At 37.3% G+C, this 23,318-nt stretch carries 19 protein-coding genes and 1 tRNA gene; 13 read left to right on the plus strand and 7 right to left on the minus strand.

Annotation, left to right across the window (positions count from 1 at the left end; translation table 11 throughout):
* Positions 1-31: 31 nt before the first annotated feature.
* Genes ACYU0V_RS05300 through epmB form a run of 3 tightly spaced genes read right to left on the minus strand, consistent with a single transcriptional unit; the run spans position 32 to position 4,917 of the window.
* Positions 32-2,143, minus strand: coding sequence for an EAL domain-containing protein (locus ACYU0V_RS05300; RefSeq protein ID WP_461849305.1), 2,112 nt, complete (start codon positions 2,141-2,143; stop codon positions 32-34).
* A complete protein-coding gene (locus tag ACYU0V_RS05305; RefSeq protein ID WP_461849908.1) occupies positions 2,140-3,885 on the minus strand; it encodes a GTPase in 1,746 nt (581 codons plus the stop codon). Before ACYU0V_RS05305 ends, ACYU0V_RS05300 begins: the two co-directional genes overlap by 4 nt.
* Before the next feature lie 15 nt (positions 3,886-3,900).
* Positions 3,901-4,917 (minus strand): EF-P beta-lysylation protein EpmB, encoded by a 1,017-nt coding sequence (gene epmB, locus ACYU0V_RS05310; protein WP_005067999.1) that lies wholly within the window; start codon positions 4,915-4,917, stop codon positions 3,901-3,903.
* Positions 4,918-4,990: 73 nt separating this feature from the next.
* Between epmB and efp the strand changes: the two genes are divergently transcribed.
* The 5 genes from efp to ACYU0V_RS05335 all read left to right on the plus strand — a co-directional run bounded on the left by efp (position 4,991) and on the right by ACYU0V_RS05335 (position 10,132).
* A complete protein-coding gene (efp, locus tag ACYU0V_RS05315) occupies positions 4,991-5,560 on the plus strand; it encodes an elongation factor P (protein WP_002118666.1) in 570 nt (189 codons plus the stop codon).
* A 164-nt stretch (positions 5,561-5,724) separates the two neighbouring features.
* Entirely contained in the window at positions 5,725-7,821 is a 2,097-nt protein-coding gene (locus ACYU0V_RS05320) for a carbon starvation CstA family protein (protein WP_005068001.1), read from the plus strand.
* Complete coding sequence (locus ACYU0V_RS05325) at positions 7,821-8,126, plus strand: YbdD/YjiX family protein (RefSeq protein WP_000980869.1); 306 nt, start codon at positions 7,821-7,823, stop codon at positions 8,124-8,126. The genes ACYU0V_RS05320 and ACYU0V_RS05325 overlap by 1 nt, the downstream gene beginning before the upstream one ends.
* 167 nt (positions 8,127-8,293) lie before the next feature.
* A tRNA-Val gene (locus ACYU0V_RS05330) sits at positions 8,294-8,370 on the plus strand.
* A 286-nt stretch (positions 8,371-8,656) separates the two neighbouring features.
* A complete protein-coding gene (locus ACYU0V_RS05335; protein ID WP_461849306.1) occupies positions 8,657-10,132 on the plus strand; it encodes a toll/interleukin-1 receptor domain-containing protein in 1,476 nt (491 codons plus the stop codon).
* A 199-nt stretch (positions 10,133-10,331) separates the two neighbouring features.
* On the opposite strand, the gene ACYU0V_RS05340 is transcribed toward ACYU0V_RS05335, so the two are convergent.
* A complete protein-coding gene (locus ACYU0V_RS05340) occupies positions 10,332-11,207 on the minus strand; it encodes a zinc ribbon domain-containing protein (RefSeq protein ID WP_420286273.1) in 876 nt (291 codons plus the stop codon).
* 769 nt (positions 11,208-11,976) lie between these two features.
* Between ACYU0V_RS05340 and ACYU0V_RS05345 the strand changes: the two genes are divergently transcribed.
* Positions 11,977-12,531 (plus strand): TetR/AcrR family transcriptional regulator, encoded by a 555-nt coding sequence (locus tag ACYU0V_RS05345; protein ID WP_461849307.1) that lies wholly within the window; start codon positions 11,977-11,979, stop codon positions 12,529-12,531.
* Positions 12,532-12,636: 105 nt separating this feature from the next.
* Complete coding sequence (locus ACYU0V_RS05350; RefSeq protein ID WP_081312812.1) at positions 12,637-12,879, plus strand: hypothetical protein; 243 nt, start codon at positions 12,637-12,639, stop codon at positions 12,877-12,879.
* 37 nt (positions 12,880-12,916) lie between these two features.
* Here ACYU0V_RS05350 and ACYU0V_RS05355 read toward each other — a convergent pair whose 3' ends face one another.
* Both ACYU0V_RS05355 and ACYU0V_RS05360 read right to left on the minus strand, forming a co-directional pair.
* Positions 12,917-13,603 (minus strand): pirin family protein, encoded by a 687-nt coding sequence (locus ACYU0V_RS05355; RefSeq protein ID WP_002118840.1) that lies wholly within the window; start codon positions 13,601-13,603, stop codon positions 12,917-12,919.
* A 190-nt stretch (positions 13,604-13,793) separates the two neighbouring features.
* Positions 13,794-14,654: a siderophore-interacting protein gene (locus ACYU0V_RS05360; RefSeq protein WP_410560094.1), complete on the minus strand. Its 861-nt coding sequence runs from the start codon at positions 14,652-14,654 to the stop codon at positions 13,794-13,796.
* A 392-nt stretch (positions 14,655-15,046) separates the two neighbouring features.
* On the opposite strand from ACYU0V_RS05360, the gene ACYU0V_RS05365 reads away from it, so the two are divergent.
* Positions 15,047-16,894, plus strand: coding sequence for an AMP-binding protein (locus tag ACYU0V_RS05365; protein WP_461849309.1), 1,848 nt, complete (start codon positions 15,047-15,049; stop codon positions 16,892-16,894).
* 69 nt (positions 16,895-16,963) lie between these two features.
* On the opposite strand, the gene basB is transcribed toward ACYU0V_RS05365, so the two are convergent.
* Entirely contained in the window at positions 16,964-18,994 is a 2,031-nt protein-coding gene (gene basB / locus ACYU0V_RS05370) for an acinetobactin non-ribosomal peptide synthetase subunit BasB (RefSeq protein WP_461849910.1), read from the minus strand.
* A gap of 500 nt (positions 18,995-19,494) precedes the next feature.
* Here basB and ACYU0V_RS05375 point away from each other — a divergent pair, with 500 nt between their 5' ends.
* The 5 genes from ACYU0V_RS05375 to bauB are packed head-to-tail and all read left to right on the plus strand — an operon-like array spanning position 19,495 to position 23,256.
* The gene (locus ACYU0V_RS05375) at positions 19,495-19,626 is read left to right on the plus strand and encodes a hypothetical protein (protein ID WP_255787958.1); all 132 of its coding nucleotides are present in this window, start codon (positions 19,495-19,497) and stop codon (positions 19,624-19,626) included.
* Positions 19,626-20,567: a ferric acinetobactin ABC transporter permease subunit BauD gene (bauD, locus tag ACYU0V_RS05380; protein WP_461849310.1), complete on the plus strand. Its 942-nt coding sequence runs from the start codon at positions 19,626-19,628 to the stop codon at positions 20,565-20,567. The genes ACYU0V_RS05375 and bauD overlap by 1 nt, the downstream gene beginning before the upstream one ends.
* On the plus strand, positions 20,567-21,514 hold the full coding sequence (bauC, locus tag ACYU0V_RS05385; RefSeq protein WP_461849311.1) for a ferric acinetobactin ABC transporter permease subunit BauC: 948 nt from the start codon (positions 20,567-20,569) through the stop codon (positions 21,512-21,514). The genes bauD and bauC overlap by 1 nt, the downstream gene beginning before the upstream one ends.
* The gene (gene bauE / locus ACYU0V_RS05390; protein ID WP_000582117.1) at positions 21,511-22,281 is read left to right on the plus strand and encodes a ferric acinetobactin ABC transporter ATP-binding protein BauE; all 771 of its coding nucleotides are present in this window, start codon (positions 21,511-21,513) and stop codon (positions 22,279-22,281) included. Before bauC ends, bauE begins: the two co-directional genes overlap by 4 nt.
* Positions 22,282-22,287: 6 nt before the next feature.
* Entirely contained in the window at positions 22,288-23,256 is a 969-nt protein-coding gene (bauB, locus tag ACYU0V_RS05395) for a siderophore-binding periplasmic lipoprotein BauB (RefSeq protein WP_461849314.1), read from the plus strand.
* Positions 23,257-23,318 lie beyond the last annotated feature (62 nt).

The following is a 23,318-nucleotide window of genomic DNA, read 5'->3' on the forward strand; positions in this document are numbered from 1 at the left end:
TGCCCGTTTTTTGTTTTTCAGTACAAGACCATTATTGGTCTTGTACGTCTGTTAGTCGATCAAGTTTTTTCTGGAAATAGCGACCTTGTAAGAAACGCGTTTCCACATTCCAAGCGTTTGCAAATAAGTTCATATCATCTAGATCACTAAGTAAAATCCCGACTGGTTTTACAGTCAAATAGTTCAAAACCTTTTCTTGTAAGCGTGTTAGGCCATCATCTGAGTTTAATAGCTCAGTTTTCTTCGATTGCAGCTTTAAATATTGAACGTCTAGTTGTTGCAATATTGATTCGCTATACATAGAAGAGCTGAAATCCCGAATCGAAATTTCTGCGCCGTGTTGACGCAGGCGAGCTATGTGTTGCTGAGCAATTGCAAGATGAGGCTGAATTGCTTGTTCTGAAAATTGTAAAACCAGTGGGCTTTCAAGCTTACTACCAATAATAGTGAGTAATTTCGAAATGAGTTCAGGGAAAGATTTATCTTTGAGCAAGATATCAATATTCAGGTTAATAATCAGTTTAGCTTTCGGGTACTGAGTAATAAAGTTATGTAGTTGCTTACATGCCTCAACCAAAATCCAGCGATCTAATTGAATAGAAAGTTCACTGTCTTCTCTTAATTCAGCCAAGTCATTTATGTCATACCATTGTTCATCGCTAATAAAACCGCTAGTCACCTCATAGTTATGGGTTTCTTGATCGTGTTTATCGTAGATTTGCTGATATTTTAAATGAATTTCACTTCGAGCTAGCTGCTGCTTTAATTGCTGCAATAACGAAGATTGCAAAGGAGCATCGACTTGCTCAAGGCTTAGATCAAGCGATATAGAAGATTTGACAGGCTCAGGAGCGATAATATCGATGGTTGGTGCCAACTCAATTTCTGCCTGCGCCTTAGGTAACTCTTGCTGACTTGTTTGAGCAAGTAAGCTTGTAAAGCTATCTTCATTTAAAGGTTCAGTAATTGGGGCATAGCTCAGCTTAAATTGGATCGAGTAATTAAGCTCATTAATCTTTAATAAATGCTCTTTTTGCAAACTTTGCAGACTAGTCAGTTGGGAGTTAAGGACTGTGCTGTTTTCAGCTTGTAAAACGCCAACATATGCACCAAGTTCGATATTAAAAATCGGCATTTGCGCGTGTTCTTTTAAGAAACTGTGCAGCTGATTGAAATATTGTGCAGGAGTTTGCCAATCTTGTTGAAATACTCGCTCTGGGCATTGATTTAATTTAAATAAAATTAATGCGTTGGCTTGAGCAGGGTAGGTCGATAGTTGTCGATTAATTTGTTGCCAAGGCGTTTGTACACCATAACTCTTTTCTGAAAAAAGTGTATTTGCAGGTGTTTTTAAATCCAGTTGGTAGTCAATGGTTAACTGTACGGCATCTTCTTCCTGACTAGGAATAAACTCTAGTTTTAGAGCATTGTTACCTGCGATTGCTGCATGTTGACTCTGAATTTCAAAACGTGCCTGATCAAATTGGCCTAATGAAATTTTCTTAAATCTTTGTTTAAAAACATTTAAATCATCAGGTTGTAAAACATCTAAGATTGGCAGGCCAATAATCTCGTCTTCTTGCTTAAATCCAAAAAGGTTGAGGTATTCTGTGTTTGCCTTAACATGCATCCCTTCTTGAAAAAGGGCAACTGCTTTATGGCTATTGTTGACCAATGTTTGTGTATGGGAGTGAATTGTTTCTAACTCATTTGTCAGGCGTTGTTCAGTCTGCAATAAGTGGCTATACGACAAGGTCCGAATAAGAGTGATATAAAAATAATCTAATGGTTCTAATGTAACTACATCATAGATACCTTTTTGAATATAAGCCTGATATTGCTGAGGCTGATAATCGTCGGGCTGTAATAATAAAACAGGTAAATTTGGCTGCTCAGATGCTTGAATGAGGGAGAGAGTTTGTTCAATTTTTAAGTCATAAGCACGACCAAAAATAATAGCATCCCACGGCGTATTTAACTGTTTTTCAAAACTTTTTAAATCATCAAGTAATAATGCCTGAACTTGATAATCATTCCCCAATAATAAATTTAAAATCTGGTTATAACGTAGCTGGTTGTCATCAATAATGAGTAAACGTGTTTCAGTACGTTTTAACTTTTTAGATAATAAAGAGTTTCTCACTTTAGTGCTTCCCATAAATCTTGAGTGCTAGAGTTATTACCCTTTTTCATCATGAACTGATCAAGCAGACCTTGTTGCTGCTCATTTAAAAGTTCGAAATGAAATTGAATAAAACTTTGCGTAATGAGTTGTGCTTTGAGTAGATACACTTTGATTTCTTCTGTCCCCAATCGTAAATGAATTGTTTGTTGCTCTCTAAAAATTTGAGAGCCCGGTAAAATAAGCGTATTTTGTATTTCTTCTAGATTTTGTGTTTTTAGTAGTAGTGCGGGATGATAATTGCGAGTATGACGCTCAGCTTGAATATGCACTGAACAAGGGAACATGGCTTGTGACAAAATCTCTAAACCTAACTCTAGGGATTTTTCGGTCGATTGTTTAATCCAGCGAATTACACCGCCACGCCATTGTCCATGCAAAGTTTCTTTAACTAAAATGTATTCACCAGTTCTTAAGTTCTTTGGTGCTTCGCCAGACCATTTAATACGATATCCATTAACACTAATATCGAGAACGGTGGTTTGATAAATGGTTTTACTTTCACGACTTAAGCGTTGATAAGAGCTGGTTTGTTGTTCTTTTTTCTCTAAGTTGGATAAAACTTTAGCTTCGCTTTGTAAGTTATAGTTATGGTTAAGCTGTAGCGTTTCTTCAAAGTTTTTTGCTTTTGATAGATAGAAATGGGCAGTGCTTAAACCAAAACAAATTTGGAGCTCTGCATTGTACTCATAACGTTCATGACGACGTTGAGCCGTGGTTCCTAAAATCGTTTGAACATGAAACTTTAAAGCTGGGCTTAAATAAAACTTTTCATTTTTAGAAATATATTGAGCATTTTTATGCATGGTTGCAGTGACATGCTCAAGTAAAGCTTGCGTACCGATGAAGATGCTAGGGTTAAAGTTAGAGCTACGCTTTGTATTATAAACAGGTGGATGGTCTTTATTTGGATCGACCACATATTTCGTTAACGCGGTATCTTTCGGCAAAATATGAATCATTCTTGCCCAGTCAAAACTACATTGAAATAATGCCTGAATTTCTGACTGACGAATCTGGTTCGTATTTAAAATATCCAGCAAAATCAGCTGAGCATAAGCTTGTGTAATATTCGCTAAAGGGTGTTGTATGCCCTGAATATGATTGATATTGATGAGATGGTATTTGTATTGAACTGCGGTTTCATACAGCTGATGCGCTATTAACCATTGACCTTTAAGAGGCTCGCTATAAAGCATATGCTGCTGATAGAGGAGATTGGTTAATTGTTGCAGGGCATGAAACGTTGATAAGATACGCGCCGTTTGCAAATTCTTTTTTTGCTTATAGGCAAAGAGTGAAAACTTTTGATGCTGTAGTTGCTCATGACTATTTTGCGCAATATTTAAATAAATACTGGCGAAATAGCAGCGGAGCAACATCGCTAATTCAATAATGTGCTCATTACGATCTGTACTAATCACGCCTTGGTTAAAGAAGTTTTTCTCTAGGCTGGCGAGTACATTGTTAATGGTCGGATGAAGCGTTTGTATGAGGTCGAAACGTAAGGTTTCACTACATTTTAATTCATTGAGTTCTAAAATGGCTGTGAATAATGCTTTTGACGTATCACCGAGTTGCATAATAGAAAGGGTAGTGACCCATTCATTAAGATCTTTAATATTGGCTTCACAAAAGCTTAACCGTTCACGAGTGAGTTCGGTTTGATTGTGAAAAATGTCCGACAGCGCATTATTCATCATCACTTATTATATAACTCAAAAAGTTGTAGCCCCAAAAAGCGGTGTTTTATTCTTTTCGCCCGCAATTTCCCTGACGAGTTTAGGAACCAAATACCCCGGTAGGTTCGCTAACACGTCACGATAGATATCATCTATCTTGGATGATTCTAAATCAAAATGTTGTGCACCTTTTACTTTATCTAAAACATGTAAGTAATAAGGCATAACGCGAGCTTCAAATAAACGATAACTTAAATCAATTAACGTCTGTGCAGAGTCATTGACACCCTTAAGCAATACTGCCTGATTTAGTACAGTAATGTGATGGTCAGATAACTGCAACAATTTTGAACAAGTAAAGTCATCGAGTTCAGAAGCATGGTTTGAGTGTACCACCAGAACTATACGCAGCCTACTGTTTTTTAATAAAGAAATCAGCTGTTCGTCGATCCGGTTAGGAATAACAATTGGGACCCGTGAGTGAATTCTCAGAATCTGGATTTGTTTGAGAGATGATAGGCGTTCTAACCAAAGTGCTAATTTACGGTTAGAAAGCGTAAGCGGGTCACCACCACTTAAAATGATCTCGTTAATGTTCGGGTTTGCTTCAATATAGTTTTTAATATTTAGCCAATCTTCATTTTTTGGCAAATTTTCTTGATAGGGGAAATGACGACGGAAGCAATAACGGCAATGTACGGCGCAAGCACCAGTCAAGGTTAATAAAAAACGCGATTTATATTTATGTAATACACCCGGTAATTGATTTGCTGCTTCTTCGCCTAATGGGTCAGTCACAAACTCAGGATGTTCTTCGAGTTCTAGGTGATGGGGTAATACTTGTAGCAAAAGCGGGTCAAGCGGGTTTTTAGCGTTCATTTTTCCGACGAACGCACGAGGAACACGCAATTTAAACTTTTCAGAAGCCAGAATCGCACCCGATAATAGCTGTTCTGAGGATAACTCGAGTAGGCTTAGCAATTCCGAAGGATCAGTAATAAGGTCACTCAGTTGAGATTGCCAGTTTTGCTCTTGGTATAAATAGTTTATCATTTGACACGATTAAGATAATGCAACAACGCATTATATCGCATAGTTGACTTGTTAAGTTTGGAGTGTGCCTTTCATGGCCTATTATTCTACAAATGATTTCAAAGCAGGCCTTAAGGTTATGCTTGATGGTAACCCATGTTCAATCATGGAAAACGAATATGTAAAACCAGGTAAAGGTCAAGCGTTCAACCGTGTAAAATTACGTAACCTTAAAACCGGTAAAGTATTAGAAAAAACTTTCAAATCAGGTGACTCTTTAGAAGCAGCTGACATCGTTGAAGTTGAAATGGAATACCTATACAACGATGGTGAAATGTGGAACTTCATGGATCCTGTATCTTTTGAGCAAATCGCGGCAGACAAAATTGCTATGGGCGATGCTGCCAAATGGTTAAAAGACGATTCAAATGAAAAATGTACAATTATGTTGTTCAACGGCGTACCTTTAACAGTAAGCCCACCGAACTTCGTTGTATTGAAAATTGTTGAAACTGATCCGGGCGTACGTGGTGATACATCTGGCGGTGGCGGTAAACCAGCTAAGCTTGAAACAGGTGCGGTTGTTCGTGTTCCGTTATTTGTTCAGCAAGAAGAAAGCGTTCGTGTAGATACTCGTACTGGCGATTATTTAGAGCGTGCATAATAGTTAAAAAATACACTATTATCGAAGGGATGATGTAAATCATCCCTTTTTTTATGCGAAAGTATAAGAGGAAAAAAGAAAAAGGAGGAGTAGAGTCACAGGGATTAAGAGAAACAGTACATAACAATATAAAAATGCTGTAGTTATTTATTGAGAGGTTAAGAATGGACACAATGCAAGCGAAATCTACGCTTCCCTCCAAGCTGGTCTGGAGCCTAGTGGCAATAATAGGTGCAATTTCTTTTGGGATGCTGGCACTCAGTCGCGGTGAACATGTCAATGCGGTTTGGCTTGTACTTGCTGCAGCATGTGTATATAGCATCGCATATCGATTTTATAGTCTATTTATTGCAACTAAAGTATTTGAATTAAACCCAAGACGTTTAACCCCAGCACATCGCTTGGCCGATGGTCTGGATTATGTTCCCACTAATAAATATGTGCTTTTCGGTCACCACTTTGCTGCAATTGCAGGAGCGGGGCCATTAGTCGGACCGATTTTGGCCGCGCAAATGGGCTTTTTACCAGGAACGATCTGGTTATTGGTCGGTGTGGTTTTGGCGGGTGCGGTACAAGACTTTTTAGTTTTATTTATTTCAACACGTCGAGACGGTCGCTCACTTGGTGAAATGGCAAAACAAGAACTCGGTTCTTTTGCCGGTATTGTGGTCATGCTTGGTGCACTTGGGGTAATGATTATTATCCTTGCGGTACTGGCATTAGTTGTGGTGAAAGCACTTGCCCATAGTCCATGGGGTGTTTTCAGTATTGCAGCAACCATTCCAATTGCATTGTTTATGGGCGTTTACATGCGTTTTATTCGCCCGGGACGTATTGCTGAAGTTTCGATTATTGGCTTCGTCTTAATGATGCTTGCCATTGTTTACGGTGGACAGGTTGCAGCAGATCCTTACTGGGGTGAGTTTTTCACTTTAACAGGAACACAGCTTACATGGTGCTTAATAATTTATGGATTTATCGCATCAGTTTTACCAGTCTGGTTATTGTTAGCACCACGTGATTATCTATCAACATTCCTTAAAATTGGTGTCATTCTTGGCTTGGCCGTTGGTATTGTGATTGCATTACCTGAATTGAAAATGCCGGCAGTGACTCATTTTATTGACGGTACTGGCCCTGTATTCTCAGGTAGCTTATTTCCATTCCTGTTTATTACTATTGCCTGTGGTGCCATTTCTGGTTTCCATGCGCTTGTATCAAGTGGTACAACACCAAAACTCGTTGATAACGAAGCTGACATTCGTGTGATTGGCTACGGCGGCATGCTCATGGAATCTTTCGTCGGTATTATGGCGATGATCTGTGCAACTGTCTTAGACCCGGGTGTGTACTTTGCAATTAATGCGCCTGCGGCTGTACTCGGTACAACTGTAGAATCTGCGGCAGAAGCTGTGCGTAATTTAGGCTTTGTCGTTACGCCTGAAATGCTAACCGTGTTGGCTCAAGAAGTAGGTGAAAGCTCGATTCTTTCACGTACAGGTGGTGCACCTACCTTTGCGATTGGTATGGCACATATCATTTCGGAAATTTTTAACAGCCGCCAAATGATGGCGTTCTGGTACCACTTTGCGATTTTATTCGAAGCATTATTCATTTTAACTGCTGTCGATGCGGGTACTCGTGCTTGTCGCTTTATGGTGCAAGACACTGTGGGCATTGTTATTCCTGCGGTTAAATCTTCAAGCTCATTCTTTGGTAATTTGCTAGGTACTGCTGTTGCGGTAGGTGGATGGGGCTTCTTCGTCTATCAAGGTGTGATTGATCCATTAGGTGGTGTCAATTCACTCTGGCCTTTATTTGGTGTGGGTAACCAGATGTTGGCTTCAATGGCACTCATTTTGGGTACAGTTATTCTATTTAAAATGAAAAAAGAAAAATATGTATGGGTAACCATTTTCCCAACAATTTTCTTGTTCATTACCTGTATGACTGCGGGCTGGCAAAAGATTTTCCACGAAAATCCAAAGATTGGTTTCTTGGCACAAGCGAATAGATTTTCAGATGCGATTGCGCGTGGTGAAATTCTTAAACCAGCAAAAACACTTGAAGAAATGCAGACGATTGTGATGTCAAATCAAATCAACGCTGCACTTTGTGGCTTCTTCATGATCGTTGCGATTGTGATGGTAATTGCTGCAATTGGTATTGTGCGCCGTGCGTTAGCAAGCCCGACACCAACTGCTCATGAAGCACCAGCTGTATATGCTGATCCGAAAGTGGTCACCCCACGAGGAGAGTAATGATGAATTTTAAATTTGCAAAAAATGGAACTGTCATTATTGCGAAAATCATCAAAATGACAGTGCTCTCGCAAAAAGAGCTATTACTTTCTCCAAAGAACTGGTCGCGTATTGCAACCTTGTGGCAGCGTTTACAGCAAAGCTTTCGACTAATGGTCGGTGTTCCAGACTATCAAACTTATCTGGAACATATGAAAGCTCATCATCCTGATTTAACACCAATGGATGCGACGACTTTCTATCGTCATTGTGTTGATTCGAGATATCCATCGGCAGGTGGGAATTTAAAGAAATGCCCTTGTTAAGTTGAGATTAATAGTCAGCTAAAGAAACGCTATGTGGTTAAACCATGTACCGTTTTTCTTTTTTGGAAAATGAAAAAGAGTTTGCTTAAAGTCTGCTCATTTGTATTTTTTTCGATGGCAAATCACTTGTTTTGCTTTTAAAAAATGAATATTATGCTTTCCATTCTAGGTGTATAGCTCAGTTGGTTAGAGCGCTACGTTGACATCGTAGAGGTCTCCAGTTCGAGTCTGGATATACCTACCAAGATTTAAAGTCATATAAACTCGAATAGCTTTATATGACTAAAAAAGCCCTAAATTATAATGGTTTAGGGCTTTTTTTATTGGTTGTATGATTTATAGATAATATAGGTATTTAATTAAAAGCTAGCTTTTTAATGGTGGAGGCTCTAAATTTTTTAAAGCGATAAAAGCTAGTTTTAAAGAGCAATATTACTTAGGTATTAAAGAGAAAATAAATTTAATAAATTATTTTATATTATAATAAATCAACTTTAATTATTAATAAGTTACAGATTAGAGAAAATAAAATGCAGCCAGTTCAAATTCCTAAAATATTTATATCTTATAGTTGGTCAAGTCCTGAACATGAAGAATGGGTATTGGATCTTGCTGAAAATTTAATGCAGGATGGTATTGATATCGCATTAGATAAATGGGAACTGCGAGAAGGTGATGATCCGATTGCTTTCATGGAAAGTATGGTTAACGATCCATCTATAACAAAAATTATTATGATCATTGATAGTAAATATACAGATCGTGCAAATGGTCGACATGGCGGGGTGGGCACAGAATCCACAATTTTATCTCATGAGCTTTATAGTAAACGAGATAAAAATAAGATTGTTGCGGTAATTGCAGAACCTGATGTATCTAAGCCCACTTTTTATGCAGGAAGGTTACATGTTGATTTGTCGAATTCTGATAAATATGCCGAAGAATATGAAAAGTTAGTACGATGGGCATTTGATAAATATAAATATGAAAAGCCAAAAAATCTTGGAGCTGCACCAAGTTTTATTGTGGCAGAGGATGATGAGGTTATCTTATTTACAAATACTCAATTTAAAATGGCATTAGATGCTGTTGAGAAGGGGAAAAGTAATGCTAGTAGCTTGGTAAAGCAATATTTAGATAAACTTTATTCTGAATTACCTAAATTTGCTATTTCTAAAAATGATAGTGTAATTGAGGAAGTCTTTAAGCAAAAATTAGAACATTTTCAACCTCATTTATATGAATTTAAAAAAATTGTTGAAGCGGTTTGTATCCACTCTAATGACCCGAAGATTTTTAAGCATTTCCGTGGTTTTCTTGAAAATCTTCTAAATTTATTAACAGTAGCTCCAATCCAATCGGGGCGTTTAATCGCAGATATAGAGTTATTTGGTTTTATTAATTATCAAATTTTTCTCTCTCTCATAACAATTTTAATTAAAAATGAGCAATTTATTGAGCTTAAAGAGGTTCTGGATGAGCTATATATGGTGCCAGAAAATTTTCATCATCGTTATTCATCAGAAAAAAAGTATACAACGTTTAAAATTTTTAATCCTTTAGAGGATCAATTTATTAAAAATAATTTAAAGCAAAGACATTACTCGCCTTTAGGGGATTTATTAAAGGATTATAGTGATAATAAAATTATTAATTTTGAAGAAATTTGTGAGGCTGATGTATTTCTGTATATTAAATCATTAGCACAATCTACTCATGATAATGATTTTTATAAAAAAGTTTGGTGGCCTCATGCTTCTTATTATATTTCAATGGATAGATATTATCCTTTAAGAGTTTTTGTTAAATCTGAAAGAGCTTCTTATTTTGAAGAAATAAAAAATGTATTAAATATTAGAGATTTACAATTTATAGTAAATATACTAAATATTGATCAGAAAGTAGGGTATGGCTACTCTAATCCATATATTCCGAAATGGAGTGGAGCATTTGCTACATTCGATCTAAAAACTTTTACAAACCTCGAAAAACTACAATCAATTTAAAAAAGATTAAATGAAAAATAGGACTATTAAATATAGTCCTATTTTTTTATTTTAAAATATAATCTTAAATTAAAATAAATAGTTAAATTTTCTATTTAAAAAGAAGAATATATTTAATTAATATGATTGGAAGTTAAATAAATACTTCTGTTTTTATTGTATTTATAAGAATGCCCTAACTATTCAGGGCATTTTATATCTATTCTATTTTTGAGATTTCATCTTTTCCTTCTGGAGGAATATAGCATTTCACCTTATGTGGAAGTTCTCCACCTAGATCATTTTTTGAATCATACAATACAGTTACTACAATATTACCATTTCCTTGAGCTTTAAAAGTATCAACACTTCCATATTTAATTGATAAGGGATGAGTTTCATTAACTCTAATTAGTTGTTTACACCGACTTATAGCTTCATCTACATCTACGGATTTTTGTGCCTGCGAAAGTAATGGTTGACCTTCTTTGATTTGCTTTTCTGAAATATAAAAATGTTCACCATTCATACAATTAACATAAATAACAATTTCTTTTTTTGGTACGCTCCTCGTGGTGGAGATACCTGCTGAATCTATAGAATCACAACTATTTTCACTATTTGCGATTTTCTGTACTGCTGCTTTTTCTACCTTAGCAATTTTATGAACCCATTTACTTCCCCATTCAGCATAAAGCTTAGGAAATTGATCTTTCGTATAATCATTGTATGCGTATTCACTAATAGGTTTTGCAGAAGATATATTGCTTTTATCTACAATTTTATCGCTCTTCTGAGTATTTGTACCAATACTAACGAAGATCATTATGGGAATTCCTAGGATAATAACCCATAGTAAAAGATTAAAAAGTTTAGTACGTAGCTTTGATTTTTGAGATGAATATGTTTCTTGTGAGCTGCTGGAAAGGTTGCTTTTATGACTTAACATATCAGGAAGAGGTGGAGGCGTTGTTCTTGCTGCATTTGTTTTAAGAAAGGGATTTCTAATTTTCTCTATAGGAAAACCGCAGTGAGGACAACTTTTAGCTTGATCACTAATTTCTTTCTTACATTCTGGGCATGATATTAAAGCCATATTTTCCCCTTAATAAATTAAATAAAAATTTATTTTTGATGTTTAATGCTTAAAAGTTCAGCATATTAGTTGATGAAATAGATAAATATTTATACCTATAATATCTAAGAACTGTATATAAAACACAACAAAGAACAGATGCTGAAAGCTAAAATCACATTTGTATTTCTTAATATCTCTAAAACCCCCATCTTTATAAACCCTTCTTTAACAATAACTATCTCATTATTTATCCTTACTTTTAATGATCTAATTTAAAACAAATGTCATTTTGTGTGCTTGACTGCTAAAGGGCAGAGCACTATCCTTTGCCTGCTGGCCACATTGCCAGTCGGTTTTAGCAGACCGTTCCGAAAAGCATTAAAAGTTAATTCTTTTAGTGACGAACCCTCGTGCCCCCTCTACGGTGGAACGGGAGGGGGACACCTTCGGGTGTGCTGGGTTTTTTCGGCCAGTCTGCTAACCCCCTTTCGTTCTGCCACCATAATTCTATTCATGTCGGCAGAACTCCCAATAAAAAGGAGTTGGCTTTGCATATTCATAATTTCTTGGCAGCCTTTGCCAAAAGCTATAACGACACAACATAAACATTTAAAGCAGCTTGATGCCCTTTAGGGTTTTCAGGCTTTAAGTCATTACGGCTCAAAAAACTTGCATTAACTATAAAACTTGAGATGTGCCAAGCACAGTCTTACGGCTTTGCTGTGCCTTTTTTTCTCCCAAAAAAGTATCTCGTTTAGAAACAACAAGAATTTATAACGGTAAAAATATGCCAAATTTAGTTCTCTCAACACGTGCGATCCAAATCATTAATACATCGATTCATTTGTTTCACCATCACGGATTTCATACCGTGGGCATCGATCGAATCGTGAAAGAGTCTCAAATTCCAAAAGCGACTTTTTATAACTTCTTTCATTCAAAAGAGCGATTTATTGAAATCTGTTTGATCGTGCAAAAAGAACGCTTAAAAGAAAAAGTAGTTTCAATGGTTGAGTACGATCAAAGTACAAACGTGAAGAATAAACTTAAGAAACTTTATTTCTTACATAGCGATGTAGAAGGGCCGTACTATTTATTATTTAAAGCAATTTTTGAAACGAAACTCATCTATCCAAAAGCCTATATCACCGCAGTGAGATATAGAACGTGGCTCATCAATGAAATTTATAGCCAGCTTAGAACACTTAAAAACGATGCGACTTTTCAGGATGCCAAATTATTTTTATATATGATTGAGGGTGCAATCATTCAACTTTTAAGCTCGGATGTGGCAATCGAGCGGGAAATGCTGTTGGATTGTTTTTTGGCGGGGTTGGTTTAATGCAAATTTTATTTATCAAAAAAACAACTTGTTTATTAAACATGACTCATATAATAAATGGGAACACAACAAGCATCTCTATAGCTTGATCTAGGAGGTCGTTATTTGAAGTTATTTATTATTATATTCATAGTCATTTTTTCTAGTATTGGACTCATTTGTTTAATCGCACTACTCAGAAATTTAAAAAATTACTCACCATCTGGTGAGCATGATCATTCATCTGCTACAACACATCATTTTCACGATAATAGTCCGAGTCATCATCATAGCTCTAGTTACTCAAATGACTGTTCATCATCTTCAGATTCAGGCGGATGTGATGGCGGCGGTGGCGGGGGAGATTAAAAAAAGCCCTTTTATGCAAAGGGCTTTTTTTTATGATTTAAGGTAAATCGAACCAGATAAATTGACTGTCTTCAATTGCGTGAATTGTCGCTTTATCTTCAAAAACTAAAGCATCTCCTGCTTTAACTTCTTGATCGCCAATGCGAACTACACCTGAAATCACGTGCACATAGTTCACTTTTTTAACCGTATCAACCGTTAATTCATGTCCTTTTTCCAATACGGCAGATTTTACTTCTGCATTTTGGCGAATATGCATTGGTGCATTTGCATCAGGCCCTGCAATTAAATGCCATTTGTTTGGATCTTTACGCGGGTCAAGATTAATTTGCTGATAATTTGGCTCTGCATCTCTTTCATCAGGAATAATCCAGATTTGTAGTAAATGTACAGGCGTGTCAGTGTTGTTGATTTCACTGTGGGCAACACCTGTGCCGGCACTCATGAGTTGCCATTCACCCGCTTTAATCTGGCCTTCATTTCCCATCGTGTCGCGATGTGAAATTGCACCATCTAGCACACAAGTTAAGATTTCCATGTTGTCATGGGAGTGCGTACCAAAACCATTATGCGCATCAATCTGGTCGTCATTAATTACACGTAGAGCGCTTACACCCATATATTTAGGGTCATACCAACTACCAAATGAAAAGCTATGATAAGACTCTAACCAGCCTGCTTTTACATGCCCTCGATCTTCACTACGATGTAGATAAGCATTCATGATCTAATCTCCCAAATTTTTATTTATCTCTTGAGAAATATAGTAATGTTCTATGTGGGGCTAAAAAATAGGTTAACTGCAACATGTCGTTGCATAATTGATATGGTCGTATAGCTTTATATTTATAGATGTATGTTGACCCATAAAAAAAACCTGCACAAAGCAGGTTTTATTCAAATGATTGCTGATCTTAATTCGCTAGATCAAGGTCATCATATTCATTCAACGTCTTACCTTGCTGAATATGTTTTTGATAATGTTGAGCACGTAATATGTCTAGTTCTGAACTTGATACGCCATCTCTCCAATAGCCAGCAATACGCACGTCATTTTTATTAAACTGTTTGTCTTCTAAAAAAAACTGGCGTAAAGCTCTGGCTTCTTTGCGTTCACAAGCCGCCCAAATCGTAATATTGTCATAAGTTTTTAGCGCAAATGCTGCTTTTAAAAGAAGACCTTTTTGTGGCCTGTGATGTTCTTTATGGAACGAATGAATTTTGACATGGTCATGACGGGGTAATTGGCTAGCAATATCTTTTTCAAAACTTTCAATAAAAATATCCGCACTTACGCCATTTTCCCATTCATTCAGTATCGAATATAACGCGGGTACAGCCGTATCGTCGGCAAACATGACCACATGTTTTTTATGTATGAAATTGGGAATGAAATGAGGGCGGGGGCCAATAAGCCCGATTTTTGTACCCACTTGAGCCGAATTAAGCCATTCCATTGCTGGGCTTAAATCTTCATGTTTAACAAAATCAATTTCGATTTGAGCGTTTACAGGATTGAAGGAACGGACCGTATAGACGCGTGAGATGGGTTGCCCCTCTGGCGGATTGCTCACAATTAACCGAATTGCCAAATTAGGAGCTTGCCAAAGCTCTGGCTGTAATGTGTTGATTTTTCCTTGAATTCTTACAATGGACGGATACGGCGTATGGATCGAGACGATAGTCATCTCAAGCTGTTCCATATCTTGTAAATGGTCTTTTTCTTTTAGTAAGTCGCCATATTCTTGTTTCGATTTTTCTGCAATTTTTGTCATACATATAACCCAAGCTTCATGATTACTATAGAGCGTAATAATTGATATAGATGTAGTCTCTCTATTCATTACGATAACCAAGTTGGCTCTAGATGTAAATAATAATCATTATTAATTGTGGTTTTTAGATCTAAATATAGACCTCTAAACGATTAGACCTAAGGTTAAAAATTATCTTATTGTTTTGATATTTATAATTTTTCATAAATGGCTTTTAAAGGGGGAAAATTGATATTTCTCACAATATTAATTGTAAATGATTATCATTTGTATTATTGTGCTGGGATATCTATTATTCGAACAAACAGCGATAAAGACGACATTTTTATAACTTTGTTTTGAATATTAGGTGGGGTGGTATTGCATAAAGAATAGGGTGAGGACCAACATAAATGCTAAAAGATTTGAGTCAAAATTTAGGGCAAATGAATGATAAAAATAACAACGTAGAAAATTTCTTAAAGCAAATTTATGAAAATATTTTTGATCAAAATTCCAATCGAACAGCACTTATTTTTGAAGACCGTAGCATTAGTTATGCTGAGGTAGGGACTCAGGTCGCCAAAGTCATGTATGCGCTAAAAATGCAAGATTTGGCGACAGGGTCTGTGGTTGCAATTTGCTTGAGAAAAAGTCCTGAGCATATTTATACCGCTTTGGCATGTGCGCTTACTGGCATCATTTGGTTACCTGTAGATATGGATTCTCCGCCGTCAAGACTGAACTATTTATTGACGAATAGTCGGGCAGATGTTGTGGTGAGTGACTCATCCATTGCAGGTGTTCAAAACCTAAATATTAATGAAATTTTATCGGCTACAACTGAGTATAAACCGAGCTTTAATGCCGAAATTAACCGACTTCCGGCATATTATTTATATACTTCGGGAAGTACAGGGACTCCGAAATGTGTGGTCCTAAATAATCAAGCCACTGAAAACACGCTACAACAAACGATCTCGGAATGGGGAATTACTGCTGACGATGTGATTATGGCGGTAACACCGTTTCATCATGATATGTCGGTATTTGATGTATTTGCTTCAATGGCAGTGGGCGCAACTTTGGTGGTGCCATCCTTTGAGCAAAGTAAAAATGCTGTTGTCTGGGCTAATTTAGTAGATCGTTACAAGGTTACGCTTTGGAGCAGTGTGCCTGCTATTGTCGATATGCTGTTCAGTGTAGCTCAAAAAGAACAACTACAGTCTTTGCGTTTAATTGCCCAAGGCGGCGACTATATCAAACCTTCACTCATCTCGAAGTTAAGAGAACAATTGCCTAACGCTCGTTTATTTTCATTAGGTGGACCTACCGAGACCACAATTTGGAGTATATGGCATGAAATAAATGAGCAAGATCAGGAAATTATTCCGTATGGAAAAGCTTTAGAAAATAACCGTTATTATATTTTGGATGAAAATCTAAAACCTTGCCAAATGGGCGAGGTCGGTACGATGTATATGACCGGCCTGAATTTATCAAATGGTTATTTACTTGATGGGGAGATTTATTATAAAGATTTCGTTGAAATTCAAGTGAGTGAAAATGAAACTCAAACTGCTTTTCGCATGAGTGATCAAGGATATTTTAGGGAAGATGGAAATATTATTTTTGCTGGACGTGAGGAAGGTTATTTAAAAATAAAAGGCGTGAGAATCTCTGCGGCCGAGGTTGAAAATGCTTTAACGAAGAACCCGTATATTCATAACTGTGTCGTAGTAAGTTGTGTACACCCAACGACTGAAACTCAAGAGCTAGTCGCCGTTTACACCTTAGAAAATAAATACAAAACTACTCGCTTAAATAGCCCCGAATTAAAGAACTTTTTAAAAGTGCATTTGCCAAGTTCACATATTCCTTCGAAATATTTGAGCATCGAAACAATACCTTTGACCCGAAATGGAAAAATTGATCGTAAAGCTGTGCAAGAAATCGCTCAGGGGAAAATTTATGTATCTTCTACGTTGGCTACAAATTCCACTAAAACACAGTCATCAGTCGCTGGGGTGGGAGATTCGGTCTTATCGGTTTTCCGTGAATGCATAGCTGACAGCCAAGCTGAAAGAATGGATATTTTTTATAGAAGTGAAATATTAGCGATAGGAGTTCGTCCGAAACAACTCATGAGTATTGCTCAGAAACTCTCTCAAAAGCTCAATACAGAAATTGATTTTTATACACTCATTAGCTGCAAAACAATTCAGGATGTGGTGAATAAAGTAGAGCAGCAAATAAAATAGAAAATTGAAATGTGCTTAAAAGCGGAGTTGAGATGTTTGCTTTTAAGCACATGATTGGTTTTAGGGCAACTAGATTTGAGCTAAGGTTGCCTTAATTTTTTCACAGATACTTTGCACTGTTGCAGTCGGGAAGCGGTGGGCTTGATAAGTAATAATCATGCTTAACTGATGTTGTTCATCAATCACATTTTCCATAATTTCAAAATGTAATCCGAACATCGATTCATCACGTTCAGGCAAAATCTGACGATAACGAAGGTCTTGTCCCTGAGGTGTTTTGAGCGCGCCGTTTAAAGCATTACTTGAATGTATATGAACAAACACATCAAATAATAGTCCTTCATCGGCGCTCATACCTAATGCATTTTGAATATGATTGATTGGAATATCTGCATAGGCCATCGAGGTATTAATCATTGTGCTGATATTGTGGAGCAATGATTGGAATGAATCTGATGGGCTAAATTGTGTGCGATGCGCAACCATTGTCGTAAAGTAACCCACCGTATCAAAAAACTCGGGATCAGTTCGTCCAGAAGCAGAAGTACCAATCACAATATCTTTTAAATTACCTTGTTGCTGTAACGCATTGGCGATTGCAGTATAGAGAACCGCGAAAATAGAAGAGCTGTGTTGTCTCGAAAATGCGAGGAGCTTGTCATGCATTTCTGATGCAAATTTAAGTTCGAGCCATTGGACTGGAGGTTTTTCCTTTTCAGCATTTAATTCATTTTGCGAAATAGGGAGGCTTAGACCTTTAGTTGCCCCTGTTAGCAGGTTAGTCCAATAATTTAGATGGTCTTGATTGATGCCTTGCTTTTGCTGGAGTAAAGAAAAATCAAGAATAGATTGGGCAGGTGCCTTCCAGTTCGGTGCTTGAGCATTTGAGCGAGCAAGATAAGCATGCGCAAGGTCAGCCATAATCGTATTTAAAGACCATTCATCAATCACCATGTGGTGAACTAAGAATGATAGCGTTTGTCGGCCTTTAGCATTTCGAATTAAACGAATTCTTAAGGGAAGTTCACGGGTTAAATCAAATTTATATGAAGCTTCACTGGCAAGTGTTGCATCTTTACTTTCGGCACTGTTCCAAAACCATTTGAATTGTTGAAGTTCAGATGTAGGAACCACCTGTTGATAGGTTTGACCATTGGCGCTATTAAAAATTGTGCGTAAACCTGCATGGCGCTCAACAATATCTGTAAAGGCTTGCAAGAAAATATCTTCATTAATTTCTTCAAGGAATTCTACGGCAAATGGCAAGTTGTAAATTGGGCTAAAATCGAACGCAGAATAAGCTTGCCACAGGAAATCTTGAGCTAAAGTAAGCGGGGCTTTATCGACACTTTGTAAGGTGGTTTTTTCAGTTTTTGCAGATTTAACGAAAGCGTATTGGGCTAAGTCAGCAGCAGATGGAGATTTAAAGAAATCATTAAATTGAATCTCAATTCCATGTTTATTGAGCAAATTTCCAATAATTCGTGTTGCTAAGAGTGAATGGCCGCCAAAATCAAAAAAGTCATCATGTTGGCTCATTTTTGGTTCAGCGAGAGTATTTTGGAACTCTTCTAAAATAATTTCTGAAACATAAGTTTGGTTAGGTTGTTGTGGCGCTTTTGCGAAACTTGTATCTAGATGATGTGAGATATCAATTTCCGTCAGTACCAATGGCATATTATTGGTTGAATATTGTTGATATCTATTTTGTATGGCCTGAATGAAATCTGACTTTTGATAGCTTTCATCAAGAATCGGGTGGAGCGCTAAAATAAGAAAATAGTCTTGTTCAGTTTCTAAGAGACTTGTAAAAAAAGGGGGATGAAATTCTGCATTCCATGATTGCGCTTTTAAGGTAGCTACCTGCTCAAATACTTGTTCTGTATTGCTCTTTTTAAATTCTAGGCAAGCTGAATGGTCATCAAAAGGATATTTGTATAAATCGCCTTCGTCACTAAATGTATAGCGGACATTTAAGTCAGGTGTAGTTTTAATAATGTCTTGAATTGCTTTAATCAGCAGTTGAATGTCTAAACCTTGGTTAACTTTCCACAGATTAAATCGTCGATTAACTTGTTCAGGCTGCTGTAGTTGCAACATCCAGATATGTTCTTCGTAATCAGTAACCGAAAGGAGAGAGGGCGATTTGGAAAATTGTTCCAACATAAATGAATCCTGGTTTATCAAATGGCTATTTTCATCAATTTTTATTTCGCAAATTTTTACATTAGATTAAATTTCATATAATTCATAATGTTATAGATTTGCTTGTTTGCAAAAATTGACCTTTTTCTAATGAGTTGATGTCCACATGAACTGTACTGATGTAACAGTAGGGTTACATTTTACCTTTAAACATACTATAATTGATTCTCATTTACATCAAGATTATTATTTGCAATAAAATGATGCCAATTGAGAATGACGAATTTTTAAAATAGAAAATAGATAATAAGTGATTGATTAATATTCATTTAATTCGAAATTGGTTCGGCAAAAAATAATTTAAAGATGAAAAAAACGATCCTAAGAATTGGGCTGTAATTGGGCCTATTCAAAAGGAACTTATTTTGTTGTCTCGATAAAATTGAGGAATTTTCATGAGAATATTCAATCATGAAAGGTTAATAAGCCCATCAAATGTTGAACAAATTTTCCCTCGCTTTGGTTTGATGGGACTAAATTTGCAATTTGCATTGGCTTTATTGCGCTCAAGTGGGGCACGCCACTGATGCGATTTAGCTTATTTTTTATTTTTATCATTTTATGTATTTGTTCGTTATTGCTCGGGGCTGAGCAAATACAGTGGTCTACCTTATTTTCTTTTTCTCATGAGAGTTGGCTCACTCTTACAGCTAGCCGTATCCCTCGTTTAATTACCATTGTGCTCACCGGTATCGGGTTGGCGGTATGTGGTGTCATCTTGCAGCACATTGTGCGTAACAAGTTTGTTGAACCGGAAACGTCGGGCGGTTTAGATGCTGCCAAACTGGGAATTTTAGTGTCGTTAACTTTAGTACCGGTAACTAGCACGCTGAGTAAGATGATATTTGCGATCATTTTTTGTTTTATTGCTAGCTTAATTTATATCGCAATTATCCGCCGGATCCGTTTTAGAAATACGGTTTTAGTACCGGTTATTGGCTTGATGTACGGCAGTGTACTGAGTGCCTTAGCTGAGTTTTATGCCTATCGCTTTAATATTTTACAAAGTATGCAAGGGTGGCTTTTAGGAGATTTTTCAAAAATTGTCCAAGGTCACTATGAAGTTATTTACATTATTTTTCCGATTGTTGTCCTGACTTATCTTTTCGCACATCGCTTTACCGTGATTGGTATGGGTGAAGAGATGGCTTCTAGCTTGGGACTTAGTTATGCAGCTATAGCCGCCATTGGTTTAATACTGGTTGCCATTACAGTTTCGACCACAGTAATTACGGTTGGTGCCATTCCTTTTGTGGGGCTCGTGGTCCCCAATTTGGTCGCACTGAAATACGGAGAAAACTTAGCTAAAACCTTGCCGATTGTGGCTTTGGGTGGGGCATCTCTATTACTGATTTGCGACATTCTTGGTCGTTCTATTATTTATCCATTTGAAGTGCCAATCGGACTTACCGCAGGTGGTGTGGGGGGAATTATTTTCCTCATCCTCATTTTGAGGGAGTTCAGATAATGAGTATTACAAAGCTATGGACGATTTATCTGATTGTTATCTGCCTAGCCGTATGTTTTTTATTTTTAAACTCAGGGTTAGATTTTGATTACGTCATTCCTAATCGACTTCTGCGTCTTGCCACGATTGTGATAGCCGGTATTTGTGTTGCTTTTTCCTCGATTGTTTTTCAGACATTGGTCGGTAATCGTATTTTGACTCCCTCAATTATGGGTTATGAAGCGATTTATCTCTTATGGCAAGTTTTGTTGTTGTTCTTTTGGGGAACGCATGGACTAAGTCAGTTAGGGGTAAATGGTAATTTCTTTATCTCAATCGTTTTAATGCTGCTTTATTCGTGGGTAATCCATAAGTGGTTATTACCATATGGTAGAAATGATGTCTTTCTCCTGTTGCTTTTAGGATTAGTCCTTACGATGGTCGTCGGGACGGTTACTCAATTTATTCAACTCAAAATTAACCCTGGTGAATTTTCTGTTTTCCAAGGCCTTAGCTATGCTTCGTTTAATCGCTCTCAACCAGAAACTTTATTTTATGCCAGTGTAGCCGTAGTCATTGTTCTATTCCTTGGTAGAAAAGCACTCCCTGTTCTGGATGTTCTGGTTTTAGGGCGTGAGCAAGCCATTTCATTAGGCATTCATCATCACCGCTATGTCAGTTTCTATTTAGCCCTGATCGCTATTTTGGTTGCGGTATCTACCAGCCTGATTGGCCCGACAGTATTTATGGGCGTATTCATTGCCAACATTACTTATGCACTAGCAAGAAGTTATAAGCATAAATTAACGCTGCCCATGGGTTGTGCCATCACGATTGCCATATTTATTGCTGCTCAAATTTTAGTTGAGCACGTTTTTAATTACAAAACGACCGTCAGCATTTTGGTCAATCTGGTATGTGGCATTTATTTCCTAGCGCTGACGGTTCGTACCCGAGGTGTCGCATGATTCATGTCAAGAATATCAATAAGTCATATGGAAATAAGCCAATACTGACTGACGTAAATGTTGAATTTCCTACAGGTCAGGTGACGTCACTCATTGGTCCAAATGGAGCCGGAAAATCGACTTTGCTCATGATGATGGCACGTTTAATTGAGCCGGATAAAGGCGAGATTTTTCTTAATCATCAAAATATTGCGGATATTAAAACCGCTGTTTACGCCAAGCATGTCGCGACTTTACGTCAAGCACCTGGCTTTAATTTGCGCTTAACCGTAGAAGAGCTAGTTTCATTTGGACGCTTTCCCTATAGCCGTGGTGTTTTAACCGAGCAAGATCGTCAGGTGGTTGATGAAGCTATTGAATTTCTTTCTTTAGAGCCGTTGCGCAAATCTTACATCGATGAAATTAGTGGTGGTCAAAGGCAAATGGCCTTTTTGGCGATGACGATCGCACAGCAAACAGACGTACTTTTATTAGATGAACCCTTAAATAACCTTGATATGAAACATGCCGTTCAAATTATGCGCGCACTCAGGCGCTTATGTGATGAACAAGGGCGCACTGTGATTTTAGTCATTCATGACATCAATTTTGCCACGAATTATTCGGACCATATTGTCGCGCTGAAGAACGGCAAGCTTCATTTCAGTGGGTTAACCGAACAAGTGATTACAGAGGCGCAATTAAATGATCTGTACGAGCTTGATTTTGAAATTACATACAGTGAGCGTGGCTGTATGTGTAATTACTTCAACTCATCTGGAGCTTGAATACATATGAACTGGAAGAAAAAGTATGGGGGAGTAGCCCTCATCATAGCGGCAGCTGTCACTCTACAAGCATGTGATCAAAAAGTTGCAGATACCACTGAAGCTTCTCAGAAGTTAGCAGAACCGATTACGGTGAAACATGCGCTTGGAACTACGGTGATAGATCATCTACCGCAACGCGTTGCCGTTCTTGATATGAATGAAGCTGACTTTCTAGATCAACTGAATGTCCCGATTATGGGAATGCCAAAAGATTATGTTCCACACTTTTTGGAAAAATATAAAAAAGATGCACAAATTCAGGATTTGGGTGCAATTGTACAACCCAATATGGAACGGATATATGCATTAAAACCAGACTTGATTTTGATGACGCCATTACACGTTAATCAGTATCAGGAACTGTCAAAAATTGCCCCGACCATTCACTACGATATTAACTTCAACAATAGTGAGAGTAATCATATTGGTCTGGTTAAAGACCATATGATGACCTTGGGAAAAATATTTAATAAAGAAGATTTAGCCCGCCAGAAAGTTTCTGAACTCGATGAACAGGTGAAGCAAGTACAAGCTGTAACGGCCAATCGCCCAGAAAGAGCGTTAGTCGTTCTTCATAACAATGGGGCATTTAGTAATTTTGGTATTCAGTCACGCTATGGCTTTATTTTTAATGCTTTTGGGGTAAAGCCTGCAAGTGGTGTGGTGGATACAAGTCTACACGGGCAACCAATTTCGAGTGAATTCATCAAAAAAGCGGACCCCGATATTCTCTATATCGTGGACCGAACTGCTGTGATGGAACATCGCTCAAAAATTAATGCTGCCAGTGTTGAAAATCCATTATTACGTCAAACCAAAGCGTGGAAAAACGGTCGTGTCATTTTTGTCGATGCAGATGCGTGGTACACCACGGCTGCAAGCCCAACCTCACTCAAAATAGTGATGGAAGATGTGAAAAAAGGCTATCAATAAATTTTTAGGCACATCACTTAATCAAATTTTACAGCATAAGTTTTCACTATTTTGCTTTGTAT

The sequence above is a fragment of the Acinetobacter sp. X9 genome, assembly GCF_054889255.1.

What these genes read in the sequence shown, in the direction of transcription:
- ACYU0V_RS05305 (WP_461849908.1), bottom strand. Translation starts at nt 3,885, where the DNA reads ATGATGAATAATGCGCTGTCGGACATTTTTCACAATCAAACCGAACTC.
- epmB (WP_005067999.1), bottom strand. Translation starts at nt 4,917, where the DNA reads ATGATAAACTATTTATACCAAGAGCAAAACTGGCAATCTCAACTGAGT.
- efp (WP_002118666.1), top strand. Translation starts at nt 4,991, where the DNA reads ATGGCCTATTATTCTACAAATGATTTCAAAGCAGGCCTTAAGGTTATG.
- ACYU0V_RS05320 (WP_005068001.1), top strand. Translation starts at nt 5,725, where the DNA reads ATGGACACAATGCAAGCGAAATCTACGCTTCCCTCCAAGCTGGTCTGG.
- ACYU0V_RS05325 (WP_000980869.1), top strand. Translation starts at nt 7,821, where the DNA reads ATGATGAATTTTAAATTTGCAAAAAATGGAACTGTCATTATTGCGAAA.
- ACYU0V_RS05335 (WP_461849306.1), top strand. Translation starts at nt 8,657, where the DNA reads ATGCAGCCAGTTCAAATTCCTAAAATATTTATATCTTATAGTTGGTCA.
- ACYU0V_RS05340 (WP_420286273.1), bottom strand. Translation starts at nt 11,207, where the DNA reads ATGGCTTTAATATCATGCCCAGAATGTAAGAAAGAAATTAGTGATCAA.
- ACYU0V_RS05345 (WP_461849307.1), top strand. Translation starts at nt 11,977, where the DNA reads ATGCCAAATTTAGTTCTCTCAACACGTGCGATCCAAATCATTAATACA.
- ACYU0V_RS05355 (WP_002118840.1), bottom strand. Translation starts at nt 13,603, where the DNA reads ATGAATGCTTATCTACATCGTAGTGAAGATCGAGGGCATGTAAAAGCA.
- ACYU0V_RS05360 (WP_410560094.1), bottom strand. Translation starts at nt 14,654, where the DNA reads ATGACAAAAATTGCAGAAAAATCGAAACAAGAATATGGCGACTTACTA.
- ACYU0V_RS05365 (WP_461849309.1), top strand. Translation starts at nt 15,047, where the DNA reads ATGCTAAAAGATTTGAGTCAAAATTTAGGGCAAATGAATGATAAAAAT.
- basB (WP_461849910.1), bottom strand. Translation starts at nt 18,994, where the DNA reads ATGTTGCAACTACAGCAGCCTGAACAAGTTAATCGACGATTTAATCTG.
- ACYU0V_RS05375 (WP_255787958.1), top strand. Translation starts at nt 19,495, where the DNA reads ATGAGAATATTCAATCATGAAAGGTTAATAAGCCCATCAAATGTTGAA.
- bauD (WP_461849310.1), top strand. Translation starts at nt 19,626, where the DNA reads ATGCGATTTAGCTTATTTTTTATTTTTATCATTTTATGTATTTGTTCG.
- bauC (WP_461849311.1), top strand. Translation starts at nt 20,567, where the DNA reads ATGAGTATTACAAAGCTATGGACGATTTATCTGATTGTTATCTGCCTA.
- bauE (WP_000582117.1), top strand. Translation starts at nt 21,511, where the DNA reads ATGATTCATGTCAAGAATATCAATAAGTCATATGGAAATAAGCCAATA.
- bauB (WP_461849314.1), top strand. Translation starts at nt 22,288, where the DNA reads ATGAACTGGAAGAAAAAGTATGGGGGAGTAGCCCTCATCATAGCGGCA.